The organism is Micromonospora sp. NPDC003241, from assembly GCF_053589795.1.
On sequence record NZ_JBSFSO010000006.1, the window covers coordinates 234,814 to 249,607 of the forward strand.

A 14,794-nucleotide genomic window follows, 5' to 3' on the forward strand; every position below is an offset into this window, starting at 1 on the left:
CGATCGGCGACCGGCTGCGAAACTGTGTGCCGGTCGCCGGAGTTGGGGGTCTGATGAGCAACGGGTGGGTGCTGCCCGACGAGGTGCTGCGGGACGCACCGACGTACACGCCGCGTCCCGGCGAGCTCGCGGATCTGGAGCTGTTGCTCACCGGTGCGTACGCACCGCTGACCGGCTTCATGACCCGGGCCGACCTGGTCTCCGTCAGCCGCCGTGGTCGGCTCGTCGACGGCGCGCCGTGGCCGGTCGCGGTGACCCTCCAGGTGCCCACGACGCTGGCCCAGGGGCTCGACCTGCACGACCCGGACCGTCGCACGCTGGTGCTCGCCGACGGCGAGGGAGCGCCGGTGGCGGCGCTGGAGGTGGCCGACGCCTGGCAGGTCCGTGACGGCGTGGCCGGCGTCGGCGGCCCGGTCCGCCGGCTCGGCGACGGCGGACAGGGCCCGTTCCAGCGGCTGCGTCGCCCGCCCGAGGAGATCCGGGCCATGCTGCCGCCCGGCCGGGTGCTCGGTGTGGTCGCCGACCGGCCGCTGCACCGCCCGCAGCTGGCCCAGATCGCGCACGCCGTCCGCACGCTCAGCGCCCACCTGTTGATCATGATTCCGGTGGGCGAGGACGGCACCGGGGGCATGCCGCCGGAGGCGCTGGTGCGCGGCGTCTTCGCCGCCCGCGACCGGATGCCGCCGGCCACCCTGGTCGCGGTGCCGTTCTCCCGACGGCGGGACGAGATCAGCGACGCCCTGCTGCGGGCCCGGGTGTCCGCCGCGTACGGCGTCACCCACCTGCTCTCCACCGGTGAGATGCTCTCCGGCGCCGGGCTGCGGGTGCTGGTGCCCCGCGAACTCGCGTACGACAACCGGGACGGCCAGTGGCGCTGGCGCGAGGACATCCCGCCGCGCAACCGGCGGTTGGCGCTGACCCAGGCCGAGGTCGACGACCTGCTGGACCGGGGCTTCCCGCTGCCGGAGTGGCACACCCCGCCCGCGGTGGCGAAGGAGTTGACCCGGGCGCGGCCACCCCGACGGCACCGGGGGCTGGTGGTCTTCCTCACCGGGCTCTCCGGGTCGGGCAAGTCGACGGTCGCCCGGGGGCTCGCCGACTCGCTGCGCGAGCAGGGCGAGCGTACGGTGACGCTGCTCGACGGCGACGTGGTGCGCCGCGAGCTGACCGCCGGACTGGGCTTCAGCAGGGCCGACCGGGACACGAACGTGCGCCGGATCGGTTGGGTGGCCGCCGAGATCGCCCGGCACCGGGGCATCGCCATCTGCTGCCCGATCGCCCCCTACGCCCAGGCCCGGGCGATCGCCCGGGAGATGGCCGTGGCAGCGGGCGCCGGTTTCGTCCTGGTACACGTGGCCACGCCGTTGCAGGTGTGCGAGCAACGCGACCGCAAGGGCCTGTACGCCCGGGCGCGGGCCGGTCTGCTCACCGGCATGACCGGCATCGACGACCCGTACGAGGAGCCGACCGACGCCGACCTGGTCCTCGACACCACGGATGTCGCGGTGGACGAGGCGGTGCACGCGGTCCTGCACCAGCTCACCGAGACCGGCTGGGTCGAGCCGCCCCGCCCGGCGCTCTGACTCGGGGATACATCCCTTCCGGGAGGTTGCCGACCCGCGCTATGTTTGCCCATGTTCGAAGATGTTCGTTAACGTGGGGCGCGGAGGGTGCCGATGCTCGCCCAACAACGCCAGGCGGCGATCCTGGACCGGGTCCGGGCGACCGGCGGGGTCCGCGTCGGTGAGCTGGCCATCGAGTTCGGTGTCTCCGACATGACCATCCGACGCGACCTGGACCTGCTGCACGAGCGCGGCCTGCTGGCCAAGGTACACGGCGGCGCCACCGTCGCCGGCTCCACCGACGAGCCCGGCTTCCAGGCCAAGTCGGTACGCCAGCAGGCCGAGAAGGCCGCCATCGCCACCCGGGCGGCACGGCTGGTGCACCCCGGCGCGGCGATCGCGCTCTCCGCCGGCACCACCACCGCGGAGCTGGCCCGACGGCTGGTCGACGTGCCGTCCCTGACCGTGGTGACCAACTCGCTGCCGGTCGCCGACATCCTGCACGACCAGGGCCGGGACGACCAGACGGTGGTACTCACCGGAGGCGTGCGGACGCCGTCGGACGCGCTGGTCGGGCCACTGACCGTGGCGGCTGTCCGGTCCCTGCACCTGGACCTGCTCTTCCTCGGCGTCCACGGCGTCACCGACCGGGCCGGCTTCACCACGCCGAACCTGCTGGAGGCCGAGACCAACCGGGCCCTGGTGGCCGCCGCCGACCGTCTCGTGGTGCTCGCCGACCACACCAAGTGGGGCACCGTCGGCCTCTCGGCCATCGCCCCGCTGTCGGACGCGCACGTGCTGGTCACCGACGACCGGCTGGCTCCGGAGGCCCGTCGGCTGCTCGCCGACCGGGTCGGTGAACTGCTCGTGGTGTCGGCGACCGGTTTCGGAGGGCTGTGATGAGGCGTACCGCGATCAGGCTGGCCGACGGCCGCGAACTGATCTACTTCGACGAGCGGGACGACGCCGTCCGGGACCAGCCGGACCGGCGCGACCTGCCCCCTCCCCCGCCCGCCTCCCAACTCCGCTACGACCCGCTCACCGACGAGTGGGTGGCGCTGGCGGTCCACCGGCAGACGCGGATCTTCCTTCCGTCGGCCGCCCAGTGCCCGCTCTGCCCCTCCACCGACGAGTGGTTCAGCGAGATCCCGGCGCCCGACTACGACGTGGCGGTCTTCGAGAACCGCTTCCCGGCGCTGAGCGGCAACGTGGTCGACGAGCCCACCGAGATGACGCCGTTCACGGCAGTCCGGCCGGGGCAGGGGCGTTGCGAGGTGGTCTGCTTCACCGACGACCATGACGGCTCCTTCGCCGGTCTGCCGCCGCGTCGGGTCCGCACCGTGCTCGACGCGTTGGCCGACCGGACCGCCGCGTTGGGCGAGTTGCCCGGCGTGGAGCAGGTGTTCTGCTTCGAGAACCGGGGGGTGGAGATCGGCGTGACCCTGCACCACCCGCACGGGCAGATCTATGCGTTCCCGTTCGTCACGCCGCGTACCCGGTCGCTGCTGGGCGCGGCCCGCCGGCACGCGGAGCGCACCGGCGGTCGGAATCTCTACGCCGACGTGCTCGCCGCCGAACGCGCGGCCGGCGAGCGGGTGGTGGCCGGCAACGAGCACTGGACCGCGTACGTCCCGGCCGCCGCCCGCTGGCCGTTCGAGGTGCACCTCGCCCCGCACCGGCCGGTGCCCGACATTCCGGCGTTGAGCGAGGCCGAGCGGGACGCCTTCGGCCCGCTCTATCTGGACCTGCTGCGCCGCTTCGACGGCCTGTTCGACGCGCCGATGCCGTACATCGCCGCCTGGCACCAGGCCCCGGTACGCGTCGACCGGGAGCTGGGCCATCTGCATCTGCAACTGTTCAGCGTGAGGCGGGCCGCGGACAAGCTGAAGTACCTGGCCGGCACGGAGTCCGCGATGGGCGTGTTCAGCAACGACATCGCCCCGGAGCAGGCCGCCGCCCGGCTCCGCGCCGTCTGACCCGACACGGGGCCTCAGAAGCAGGGCGCGGGGGGCCCGGGACAGGGCCCCCCGCGGGGAAGGGACGGCTGGCTGTGGTGACAGCCGAGGAAGGCTGGCTGCTGGGCACGCGTGCCGCGCGGCGGCGACGGTCAACCTTCCAGGACGGGACTGGCATCTCGTCCACCCTGGTCAACGAGGCGCGCCGGATCGGGTGACGCGGGACGGTGTGTCCCCCGCGCCGCGCCGCAGCAGACCGCGAGCCCGCCGGCTGGTCGGCCGGCGGGCTCGTGGGATGCGGACGGAGACTCAGGCGGCCAGGCGGCGCGCCAGGTTCTCGTCGAGCGTGTTCATGAACTCGTCGGTGGTCTGCCACGGGGCGTCCCGCGAGATGAGCAGCGCGAGGTCCTTGGTCATCTGCCCGCTCTCGACGGTGGAGACGATGACCTGCTCCAGGGTGTTGGCGAACTCGGTGACCGCCGGGGTGCCGTCCAGCTTGCCCCGGTGGGCCAGGCCCCGGGTCCAGGCGTAGATCGAGGCGATCGGGTTGGTGGAGGTCTTCTCGCCCTTCTGCCACTGCCGGTAGTGCCGGGTGACGGTGCCGTGCGCGGCCTCGGCCTCGACGGTGCGACCGTCGGGCGAGAGCAGCACGGAGGTCATCAGACCGAGCGAGCCGAAGCCCTGCGCGACGGTGTCCGACTGCACGTCACCGTCGTAGTTCTTGCAGGCCCAGACGTAGCCGCCCTCCCACTTGAGCGCGGCGGCGACCATGTCGTCGATGAGCCGGTGCTCGTAGGTGAGGCCGGCGGCGTCGAACTCCGCCTTGAACTCGTTCTCGAACACCTCGGCGAAGATGTCCTTGAACCGGCCGTCGTACGCCTTGAGGATGGTGTTCTTGGTGGACATGTAGACCGGGTAGCCGCGGTCCAGGCCGTAGCGGAACGAGGCCCGCGCGAAGTCCCGGATCGAGTCGTCGTAGTTGTACATGCCCATGGCGATGCCGCCGCCCGGGAAGTTGGCGATCTCCATCTCCACCGGGTCCGACCCGTCGGCCGGGGTGTAGGTGATGGTGACCGTGCCCGGGCCGGGGACCACGAAGTCGGTGGCGCGGTACTGGTCGCCGTGGGCGTGCCGGCCGATGATGATCGGCTTGGTCCAGCCCGGGACGAGCCGAGGCACGTTCGACATGATGATCGGCTCGCGGAAGACGACGCCGCCGAGGATGTTGCGGATCGTGCCGTTCGGCGACCGCCACATCTTCTTCAGCCCGAACTCCTCCACCCGGGCCTCGTCCGGGGTGATCGTGGCGCACTTGACGCCGACGCCGTGCTCCTTGATGGCGTTCGCGGCGTCGACGGTCACCTGGTCGTCGGTGGCGTCACGGTGCTGGATCGACAGGTCGTAGTAGTGCAGGTCGACGTCGAGGTAGGGCAGGATCAGCTGCTCGCGGATCTGCTTCCAGATGATCCGGGTCATCTCGTCGCCGTCGAGCTCCACGACCGGGTTGTTTACCTTGATCTTCGCCATCGGCCGGCGCTCCTCTCGGGGGACACATGCTCAAGCAGTACGAGCGTACTGGATCGGCTGGGACGAGGAACGCCGCGCCCACCGGTCGGCCCTTCCGGCGGCCGGAGACGGCCACGGGCCCGGCGGAGCATTACCCCGCCGGGCCCGTGGCACACCCGCGCGCCGAGCGCCCGGATCAGCCGGTGGCTCCTGGCTCGTGCATCCACTGCACGAGCTGGAGGATGACGCCGTTGGGGTCGGTAACCTGGAAGAAGCGCTCGCCCCACGGCTCGGTCTGAATGGGAGTGGTGATCGGCACACCGGCGGCGGTGAGCCGGGCGTACTCGGCGTCGATGTCGTCCACCACGAAGGCGACGAGCACACCCTCGGCCCGCTGGGTGCGCAGGACCTCCGGCTGGAGGCTGGCCAGCCCGGACCGCAGGAAGATCAGGTTGAAGCCGACGTCGTCCCGGGCCAGCGAGACGAAGCCGTCGGCCGACATCTCCTCCCGGAACCCGAAGTGCTGCTGGGCGAAGGCGGCCGAGGCCGACACGTCCGCCACGTTGAGCGAGATCGCCGATGCGGTGATGTGCACACGCACCCCCCCTGTGAGTGGAAACAACTTCGTACATTGTACATCGTACTGCGTACGGTGATTGGACCTGCGAAGATCGGACCGTGCCCGACCACCGCACCGGGGGCGGCGATCCCGCCCAGACCCTGCGCCTGCTCTGGCGGCAGCCCGACGACGCGCCCCGTCGCGGACCCCGCCAGGGCCGCTCGCTGGACGAGATCGTGATGGCCGCCATCGCGCTGGCCGACGCCGAGGGGCTGGACGCGGTGACCATGCGAGCGCTCGCCCAGGCCGTCGGCGTGGCACCGATGACTCTCTACACGTACGTGCCGGGCAAGGCCGAACTGCTCGACCTGATGCTGGACGCGATCTACGCGGACATGCCCCGGCCGGACCTCTCCGACCAGCCGTGGCAGGCGCGGGTGGCGGCGCTCGCGCAGGACAACCGGGACCTCTTCACCGCCCACCCCTGGGCCGCCGAGGTCGCCACCGGTCGCCCGCCGCTGGGGCCGGGCCTGATGGCCAAGTACGAGCACGAGCTGCGCGCCTTCGACGACACCGGCCTGGACGACGTGACCCGGGACGCCGCGTTGACCTTCGTCCTGGACTTCGTCCGGGCCGCGGCCCGCTCGGCGGCCGAGGCGCGCTCCGCCCGAGCGCAGACCGCCTGGACCGACGAGCAGTGGTGGACGGCGAACGCCCCCCTACTGGCCCAGGTCCTCGACGAGCGGCAATACCCCACCGCCGTACGCGTCGGCGCCGCCGCCGGCACCGCCCAGCACGCCGCCTACCATCCCGACCACGCCTACGCCTTCGGCCTCACCCGCATCCTGGACGCCCTGACCACCCTCATCGACCAGTCGAGTTGATCAAGAAGTTTGCGTCTCCCGAAGAGCGATTCGGAGACGCAAACTTCTTGATCAACCTGGGGGTGGGGGCAGCGCAGCGCCTCACGACGTGGGGTGGGGACAGCGCAGCGCCCCACGACGCGGGGTCGTGGGGCGCTGGGTGAGTGGGTGGGGGGTTACATGTTGGCGACGTCGGCCTGCTTGGCGCGGACGGCCTCGGCGGCCTCCTTGAGGCTGGCCAGCTCGTCGGCGTCCAGGTCGGTCTCGACCACCCGCTTGACGCCCTCGGCGCCGATCGCCGCCTCGACGCCCAGGTAGACGCCCGAGATGCCGTACTCGCCGTCGACCCAGGCGCAGACCGGCATGACCTCGCCGGAGTCCTCGGCGACGGCCTTGGCCATCCGGGCGGCGGCGGCCGACGGGGCGTAGTACGCCGAACCGGTCTTGAGCAGGGCGACCACCTCGGCCCCACCGTTACGGGTGCGGACGACCAGGTCCTCGATCTGCTCGGCCGGCATCGCCTCGCGCAGCGGCTTGCCGTTCACGCTGCTCTGCGACGGCACCGGGACCATGGTGTCGCCGTGCGACCCCAGGGTCAGCGTCTTCACCGACTTCACCGGCACCTCCAGCGCCTCGGCGACGAAGTTGGTGAACCGGGCGGTGTCCAGCATGCCGGCCTGGCCGAGCACCCGGTTGCGCGGGAACTGGGTGGCGATCTGGGCCAGCGCGGTCATCTCGTCCAGCGGGTTGGAGACCACGATGACGACCGCGTTCGGGGCGTACTTGGCGACGTTCTCGGCGACCTGACGCACGATCTTGGCGTTGGTCTCCAGCAGGTCCATCCGGCTCATGCCCGGCTTGCGCGGCAGGCCGGCGGTGATGACGACGACGTCGGAGCCCTCGATGCCCTCGTAGCCCTCGCCGGTCGGGCTGGTGGTGACGCCGACGACCTTGGTCTCGAAACCCTCGACCGCACGGGACTGGTTGAGGTCGAGGGCGATGCCCGCGGGCTTGCCCTCGATGATGTCGGTGATGACGACGGTGTCGAAGACGTCGTACTCGGCCAGGCGCTGCGCGGTGGTGGAGCCGTAGAATCCGGCGCCGACGACAGTGACCTTCTTACCCATGGTCGTCCCACTCCCTGCTACCAGTCGGTTTTCCGGACGGTATCAGCCATCCTGGCACCGGGCAGGTCAGGGGCGGACGGTTATGGGCCTTCCGTCACCTCAGCCGCGTTCGGCCCGCTCGACCACGTTGGTCAGCAGCATGGCGCGGGTCATCGGACCGACCCCGCCGGGCATCGGCACCACCTTGCCGGCCACCTCGAAGACCTCCGGGTCCACGTCGCCGGTGTAGCGACCCTTGCCGTCCGAGCCGATCACCCGGGTGATGCCCACGTCGACCACGACCGCGCCCGGGGTGATCATCTCGGCCGTCAGCAGGCCGGGTACGCCGGCCGCGACGATCACGATGTCGGCGGCGCGGGTGTGCGCGGCCAGGTCGAGGGTGCCGGTGTGGCAGAGCGTCACGGTGGCGTTCTCGCTGCGCCGGGTCAACAGCAGCCCGAGCGGACGACCGACGGTGTTGCCGCGTCCGACCACCGCGACGTTGGCGCCGCGCAGCGGCACCTCGTGCCGACGGAGCAGCTCCACGATGCCGCGCGGGGTGCAGGGCAGCGGCGCGTCGTAGCCGAGCACCAGCCGGCCCAGGTTGACCGGGTGCAGGCCGTCGGCGTCCTTCTCCGGGTCGATCAGTTCGAGCACCCGCTGGGTGTCCAGGTGCGCCGGCAGCGGCAGTTGGACGATGTAGCCGTGGCACGCCGGGTCGGCGTTCAGCTCGGCCACCGCCCGGTCGACCTGCTCCTGGGTGGCGTCGGCCGGCAACTCCCGCCGGAGCGAGGCGATACCGACCTCGGCGCAGTCGCGGTGCTTGCCGTTGACGTACGCCTGGGAGCCGGGGTCGCTACCGACCAGCACCGTGCCCAGCCCCGGCACGGTTCCCCGTTCCGCCAGGGCCTTGACCCGCGCCCGCAGCTCGTCCTTGATCTCCGCCGCGGTCGCCTTGCCGTCCAGAAGCGTCGCCGTCACGATCTGATCGTCTCACGCCCGCCGCCGTCGCCTCCCCCGACCTGGCGGGCCCGCGACACCGACCACGAAACTACTTTCCGTCAGGTGTCGTTCCTCACTTTGAGTGACCATTTGTGCCGCAGACCACTCCGGCTCCGGACGGCCGGGCACGAAGACCCGCGTATCAGACAATCGCGCCGCCCGACCCCGAGAAGGCACCGGCCGCCGCGCCGCACCTACCAACCTCCCCCGATGTTCGCACGCCATCGGCGCTTTGGGCGCTTCGACATAGCACGCCGATCGGACCCCGCCAACCTGTAGGGCCTCGTTCTGTTACCCCTTCGTGACCGCTACGTTGCCGAGTCTCGGCGTACGACCTACCGTTGCCGAGCGTTGCGCAGAGTTACCCCCGATCCGGGATCGATAGCGCAGCGTAATGAGATGAGGAGGCTCAATGCGCGTTCGTAGGCTCGCCGCCTGGACCGCCCTCCCGCTCGCGGTGACCCTGGGCCTGGTGGCCTGCGGCTCGGGCGGCGACGGTTCCGGTGAGAGCGACCCCAACGCGGCCGTGCGAATCGAGATCGCCGAGCCGCAGCACCTGGTGCCGACCAACACCAACGAGACGAGCGGTTCCCAGGTGCTCGCCGCCCTGTTCAGCCCGCTGGTCGACTACGACGAGGCCCACAAGCCGTACGAGGTCGCAGCCGAGTCGATCACGTCCGAGGACAACACCACCTGGACGATCACGCTGAAGGACGGCTACACGTTCCACAACGGCGAGGACGTCACCGCCGACAACTACATCGACGCCTGGAACTACGGCGCGTACGCCCCGAACGGGCAGAACTCCAGCTACTTCTTCGAGAAGATCGCCGGGTACGACGACCTCCAGGGCGAGAACCCGGAGGCCACCACGCTCAGCGGGCTCACGAAGGTCGACGACGACACCTTCACCGTCACGCTGTCCCAGCCGTACAGCGAGTTCACCGCGATGCTCGGCTACACCGCCTTCTATCCGCTGCCGCAGGCCGCGTTCTCCGCGCCCGGGGAGCTGGCCGAGGGGTACGAGCAGGCGCCGATCGGCCAGGGTCCGTTCAAGATGAAGGGCACCTGGCAGCACGACGCCAAGGTCGAGGTCGAGCGGTACGACGCCTTCCCCGGCGAGCAGCCGAAGGTGGCCGGCGTCGAGTTCCGGATCTACCAGCAGCTGACCGCCGCGTACGCGGACGTGCTGTCGGACAACCTCGACGTGATCAAGACGATCCCGACCGAGAACCTGTCGACCGCCGCCACCGACCTGGGTGACCGGTTCCAGCAGAGTCCCGCCTCGTCGCTGCACTTCCTGGCCTTCCCCACCTTCCAGGACGAGTTCAGCAACCCGGACGTCCGCAAGGCCATCTCGATGGCGATCGACCGCGAGGAGATCACCCGGTCGATCTTCAAGGACTCGCAGCAGCCGGCCCGCTCGTTCGTCTCGCCGGTGGTCGCCGGCTACCGGGAGAACACCGTCGGCACACCGGGCGAGTTCGACCCGGCCCGGGCCAAGGCGTTGTACCAGGCCGCGGGCGGCCCGTCGAAGATCACCCTGTCGTACAACGGCGACGGTGGGCACAAGGACTGGATCGACGCCACCTGCAACCAGCTCAAGGCCAACCTGGGCGTGGACTGCGTCGGCAACGCCGAGCCGAAGTTCGCCGACCTGCTGACCAAGGTCAAGGCCAAGCAGCCGGTCGGCCTGTTCCGGATGGGCTGGATCATGGACTTCCCGTCCATGGAGAACTACCTGGGCCCGCTGTACAGCTCGAACGGTTCGTCGAACTACTACGGCTACAGCAACCCGGAGTTCGACGAGCTGCTCGCCGAGGGCGCCAGCGCCCCCAGCGTCGAGGAAGCGATCAAGAAGTACCAGGCGGCCGAGGACCTGCTGGCCGAGGACCTGCCGGTGGTACCGCTGCGCTTCGGTCAGAACAACTTCGGTCACTCGACCAAGGTGAAGAACGTCGAGATGGACCTCTTCAACCGCGTCGACCTGATCCAGATCGAGGCCGTCAAGTAACACGACCACGTGGCGGGCCGGGTCGAGGTGACCCGACCCGCCACGTGGTTCGCCCTTTTTGGGGAGACTGCCTAGTATGTTCCGCTTCATCGTGCGGCGCCTGCTGCAGATGGTCCTGGCCTTCTTCGGCACCACGCTGATCGTCTACGCGCTGATGTTCGCCGGCCAGGGCGACCCGATCCAGGCGCTCGCCGGTGAACGTCCGGTCACCGAGGCACAGCGGGCCTATCTCACCGAGAAGTACCACCTCGACGCGACCGGTGTCGGCGGCTTCTTCTACCGCTACGTCGACTACCTCCTTAACCTGCTCCGCGGCGACCTCGGCGAGTCCCTCACCGGACGGTCGATCGGCGACATCCTCGCCACCGCCTGGCCGGTCACCATCAAGCTGGCGCTGATCGCCATCGCGGTCGCCGTGATCTTCGGGGTCACCGCAGGGGTCCTCGCCGGCATCCGCCGGGCCAGCATCTTCGACAACGCCACCCTGCTGCTGACGCTGCTGGTGCTCGGCATCCCGACCATCGTGCTCGCGCCGCTCGCGCAGTACTTCCTGGGTGTCAGGTGGCAGGTCTTCCCGCCCACCGCCGGTGCCGACCCCGACTTCCGCTCCCTGCTGCTGCCCGGGATCGTGCTCGGCTCGCTCTCGCTGGCCACCGCGCTGCGGCTGACCCGTACCTCGGTGGCCGAGAACCTGCGCGCCGACTACGTGCGTACCGCCCGCTCCAAGGGCCTGCCGAACCGGCGGGTGGTCAGCGTGCACGTCCTGCGCAACTCGCTCATCCCGGTGATCACCTTCCTCGGCGTCGAGGTGGGCAACCTGATGAGCGGCGCGATCATCACCGAAGGCGTGTTCAACATCCCCGGCGTCGGCTTCAACCTGTTCCGCGGCATCCGCACCGAGGACGGCCCGCTGGTGGTGGGCATCGTCAGCGTGCTCGTCGTGGTCTACCTGGTCTCCAACCTGGTGGTGGACGTCCTGTACGCCGTCCTTGACCCGAGGATCCGCTATGAGTGAGCGCCAGCGAACGAGTCATCGACGCAGCGGAAATGCCGGCACTGAGCGCAGCGAGGGGCTGGCATGAGTGAGCGCCAGCGAACGAATCATCAGCTCAGCGGAAATGCCGAAACCGAGCGCAGCGAGGGAGCGGCATGAGTGACTTCGAGACCGTTGCGGCGTCGGAGAACCAGGCCGCGCGACGCGGGCCGTCGGGTGAACCGGGCGCGCCCGACCAGGTCGGCCGGCCCCGCAAGCCGCGCAGCCTCGCCGGGGACGCCTGGCGCGACCTGCGCCGCAAGCCGATCTTCTGGATCAGCCTGGCGTTGGTGCTGCTGGTGGCCGCGATGGCCGCCGTACCCGGGCTGTTCACCAGCAACGATCCGGGCGACTGCGTGTTGTCCCGGCAGCACGCCGCCCCGTCCGGCGGGGCGATCTTCGGATACGACTTCCAGGGTTGCGACACGTACGCCCGCGCGGTCTACGGCGCCCGGGCGTCCCTGCTGGTCGGCGCCCTCTCCGCGCTGATCACCGGGGTGATCGCGCTGGTCGTCGGGATGCTCTCCGGCTATTTCGGCGGCTGGGTCGACGCGGTGCTGAGCCGGGTGATCGACATCGTGCTCGGCATCCCGCTGCTGCTGGCCGCGATCGTGCTGCTCAAGCGGGTCGCCAGCGACAGCGCCACGGTACGCGTCGGTGCCGTCATCTTCGTGCTCGCGGTCCTCGGCTGGACCACCGCCGCCCGGGTGGTCCGCTCCTCGGTGATCACCGCCCGGGAGCAGGACTACGTCTCCGCCGCCCGGATGCTGGGCGCCGGCAACGGCCGGATCATGTGGCGGCACATCCTGCCGAACGCGCTCGCCCCGGCGATCGTGGTACTGACCATCGCGCTCGGTTCGTTCATCGCCGCCGAGGCGACGCTCTCGTTCCTCGGCATCGGCCTGAGGGAGCCCACCATCTCGTGGGGCATCGACATCAACAACGGTCGGGTGCACATGCGCGAGTCGGCGACGCCGCTGGTCGTCCCGTCGACGTTCCTGGCCCTGACCGTACTGGCGTTCATCATGCTCGGCGACGCCATCCGCGACGCGTTCGACCCGAAGCTGCGGTGACCGACATGACCACGACACCACCGACCCCGGCCACCCCCACCCCGCCCGGCGGCCACCTGCTCCAGGTACGGGACCTGCACATCGAGTTCCGCACCGGCGAGGGTGTGGCCAAGGTGATCAACGGGGTCGGCTACCACCTGGACCCGGGCGAGACGCTGGCGGTGCTGGGCGAGTCCGGCTCCGGCAAGTCCGTCACCGCGCAGGCCGTGATGGGCATCCTGGACAGCCCACCGGCGCACGTCACCTCCGGGCAGATCCTCTATCAGGGGCGCGACCTGCTCGCCCTGCCCGAGGCGCAACGCCGGCAGGTCCGGGGCAAGGAGATCGCGATGATCTTCCAGGACGCCCTCTCCGCGTTGAACCCGGTCTTCCCGGTCGGCTGGCAGATCGGCGAGACACTGCGCCAGCGGCTCGGCATGTCCCGCGCCGACGCCCGCCGCCGCGCGGTGGAGTTGATGGACCTGGTGCAGATCCCGGCCGCCGGTCGGCGACTCGGCGACTACCCGCACCAGTTCTCCGGCGGCATGCGCCAACGCGTGATGATCGCGATGGCGCTGGCCATGGAACCCACGGTGCTCATCGCCGACGAGCCGACCACCGCGCTCGACGTCACCGTGCAGGCGCAGATCATGGACCTCCTCGCCGACCTGCGGCGGGACCTGAACATGGCGATGATCCTGATCACCCACGACCTGGGCGTGGTCGCCGACGTGGCCGACCGGATCGCCGTCATGTACGCGGGCCGCATCGTCGAGCACGCCGACGTACGTTCGCTGTACCGGGCGCCCGCCCACCCGTACACCAAGGGACTGCTGGCGTCGATCCCGCGCCTGGACCAGCGCGGCGGGCCGCTCTCCACCATCCGGGGCCTGCCGCCGAACCTGATGCGCATCCCCAGCGGCTGCCCGTTCCATCCCCGATGCCCGTACGCGCAGCAGGTCTGTGTGGACGAGGTACCGCACGACCTGGTCCTCGGCGACGGCCGGACCAGCGCGTGCCACTTCGCGCAGGAGGTACGTGATGACCGCGCCGGCTGAGCCCACCACGGTGACCGGCGAGACGATCCTCGACGTCGACCACGTGGTCAAGCACTTCCCGATCACGCAGGGGGTGCTGTTCCAGAAGAAGGTCGGCGCGGTGAAGGCCGTCGACGGGGTGAGCTTCCAGCTCCGCCGGGGCGAGACGCTGGGCATCGTCGGCGAGTCCGGCTGCGGCAAGTCCACCCTGGCCCGGCTGCTGATGCGGCTGGAGCGGCCGACCGCCGGCCGGGCCACCCTGGCCGGGCAGGACCTCTTCGCCGCCTCCGGAGCCCGGCTACGCCGGATCCGCCGGAACATGCAGATGGTCATGCAGGACCCGTACACCTCGCTGAACCCGCGAATGACCGTCGGCGACATCATCGGCGAGCCGTTCGAGATCCATCCCGAGGCCGCCCCGAAGGGCAGTCGCGAGCGGCGGGTGCAGGAGCTGCTCGACGTGGTCGGGCTGAACCCGGAACACGTCAACCGCTACCCGCACCAGTTCTCCGGCGGCCAGCGGCAGCGCATCGGCATCGCCCGGGCACTCGCGCTGCGGCCCGAGGTGATCGTCTGCGACGAGCCGGTCTCCGCGCTGGACGTCTCCATCCAGGCCCAGGTGATCAACCTGTTGGAGCAGCTCCAGGACGAGTTCGGGCTGTCGTACATCTTCATCGCGCACGACCTGTCCGTGGTGCGGCACATCTCGGACCGGATCGCGGTGATGTACCTGGGCCGGATCGTGGAGATCGGCACCGAGGACGAGATCTACCAGCGGGCCACGCATCCGTACACGCAGGCGCTGCTCTCGGCCGCGCCGGTGCCGGACCCGGACGCCCGGGAGCGCCGTACGGTGATCCGGTTGCGCGGTGACGTGCCGAGCCCGGCCGACCCGCCGAGCGGCTGTCACTTCCGAACCCGGTGCTGGAAGGCGCAGGAGATCTGCGCGGTCGAGGATCCGCAGGCGGTGCCGCGGGCCGCCGATCCGCACCCGTCCGCCTGTCATTTCGCCGAGCTGCCCGAATCGACGACGCCGACCGGAACGCCGAGCACCGAGACCTCGTTGCCCGGGTACAGCCCGGCGACGTTCTCGAAGTCGGCGCTG

12 protein-coding genes and 1 pseudogene are annotated in these 14,794 nt (G+C 70.6%); 9 read left to right on the forward strand and 4 right to left on the reverse strand.

The annotated features are described in order from the left end of the window. Positions 1-53: 53 nt before the first annotated feature. The 3 genes from cysC (at position 54) to galT (ending at position 3,538) form a co-directional block, all read left to right on the forward strand. Entirely contained in the window at positions 54-1,583 is a 1,530-nt protein-coding gene (gene cysC / locus ACWDVW_RS07835; protein WP_449945874.1) for an adenylyl-sulfate kinase, read from the forward strand. Positions 1,584-1,676: 93 nt separating this feature from the next. Continuing rightward, complete coding sequence (locus tag ACWDVW_RS07840) at positions 1,677-2,462, forward strand: DeoR/GlpR family DNA-binding transcription regulator (protein ID WP_449945876.1); 786 nt, start codon at positions 1,677-1,679, stop codon at positions 2,460-2,462. Beyond that, positions 2,462-3,538, forward strand: a complete 1,077-nt coding sequence (gene galT, locus ACWDVW_RS07845) for a galactose-1-phosphate uridylyltransferase (RefSeq protein WP_396752960.1) — start codon at positions 2,462-2,464, stop codon at positions 3,536-3,538. The genes ACWDVW_RS07840 and galT overlap by 1 nt, the downstream gene beginning before the upstream one ends. Before the next feature lie 288 nt (positions 3,539-3,826). Here the strand turns inward: galT and ACWDVW_RS07850 are convergent, their stop codons facing one another. Further along, positions 3,827-5,044 (reverse strand): NADP-dependent isocitrate dehydrogenase, encoded by a 1,218-nt coding sequence (locus ACWDVW_RS07850; RefSeq protein WP_117226137.1) that lies wholly within the window; start codon positions 5,042-5,044, stop codon positions 3,827-3,829. A gap of 175 nt (positions 5,045-5,219) precedes the next feature. Further along, a complete protein-coding gene (locus ACWDVW_RS07855) occupies positions 5,220-5,618 on the reverse strand; it encodes a VOC family protein (RefSeq protein ID WP_449945921.1) in 399 nt (132 codons plus the stop codon). A gap of 83 nt (positions 5,619-5,701) precedes the next feature. Between ACWDVW_RS07855 and ACWDVW_RS07860 the strand changes: the two genes are divergently transcribed. After that, positions 5,702-6,466 carry a TetR/AcrR family transcriptional regulator gene (locus ACWDVW_RS07860; protein WP_449945878.1) on the forward strand — a complete coding sequence of 255 codons (765 nt, stop codon included), beginning with the start codon at positions 5,702-5,704 and terminating at the stop codon, positions 6,464-6,466. Positions 6,467-6,621: 155 nt separating this feature from the next. Here the strand turns inward: ACWDVW_RS07860 and ACWDVW_RS07865 are convergent, their stop codons facing one another. Both ACWDVW_RS07865 and ACWDVW_RS07870 read right to left on the reverse strand, forming a co-directional pair. Further along, positions 6,622-7,572, reverse strand: a complete 951-nt coding sequence (locus ACWDVW_RS07865; protein WP_449945880.1) for a malate dehydrogenase — start codon at positions 7,570-7,572, stop codon at positions 6,622-6,624. Between the two features lie 99 nt (positions 7,573-7,671). Further along, the gene (locus tag ACWDVW_RS07870) at positions 7,672-8,532 is read right to left on the reverse strand and encodes a bifunctional methylenetetrahydrofolate dehydrogenase/methenyltetrahydrofolate cyclohydrolase (RefSeq protein WP_396753077.1); all 861 of its coding nucleotides are present in this window, start codon (positions 8,530-8,532) and stop codon (positions 7,672-7,674) included. Between the two features lie 433 nt (positions 8,533-8,965). Here ACWDVW_RS07870 and ACWDVW_RS07875 point away from each other — a divergent pair, with 433 nt between their 5' ends. The 5 genes and pseudogenes from ACWDVW_RS07875 to ACWDVW_RS07895 all read left to right on the forward strand — a co-directional run. Continuing rightward, complete coding sequence (locus ACWDVW_RS07875; RefSeq protein WP_449945883.1) at positions 8,966-10,567, forward strand: peptide ABC transporter substrate-binding protein; 1,602 nt, start codon at positions 8,966-8,968, stop codon at positions 10,565-10,567. 76 nt (positions 10,568-10,643) lie between these two features. After that, a complete protein-coding gene (locus ACWDVW_RS07880; RefSeq protein WP_449945884.1) occupies positions 10,644-11,582 on the forward strand; it encodes an ABC transporter permease in 939 nt (312 codons plus the stop codon). Between the two features lie 134 nt (positions 11,583-11,716). Next, the gene (locus ACWDVW_RS07885; RefSeq protein ID WP_449945886.1) at positions 11,717-12,673 is read left to right on the forward strand and encodes an ABC transporter permease; all 957 of its coding nucleotides are present in this window, start codon (positions 11,717-11,719) and stop codon (positions 12,671-12,673) included. A gap of 5 nt (positions 12,674-12,678) precedes the next feature. Beyond that, positions 12,679-13,710, forward strand: a complete 1,032-nt coding sequence (locus tag ACWDVW_RS07890; RefSeq protein ID WP_449945888.1) for an ABC transporter ATP-binding protein — start codon at positions 12,679-12,681, stop codon at positions 13,708-13,710. Then, positions 13,694-14,728 (forward strand): annotated as a pseudogene (locus ACWDVW_RS07895) (ABC transporter ATP-binding protein); the annotation flags it as partial. The gene ACWDVW_RS07890 and the pseudogene ACWDVW_RS07895, both read left to right, overlap by 17 nt. Positions 14,729-14,794: the final 66 nt, after the last annotated feature.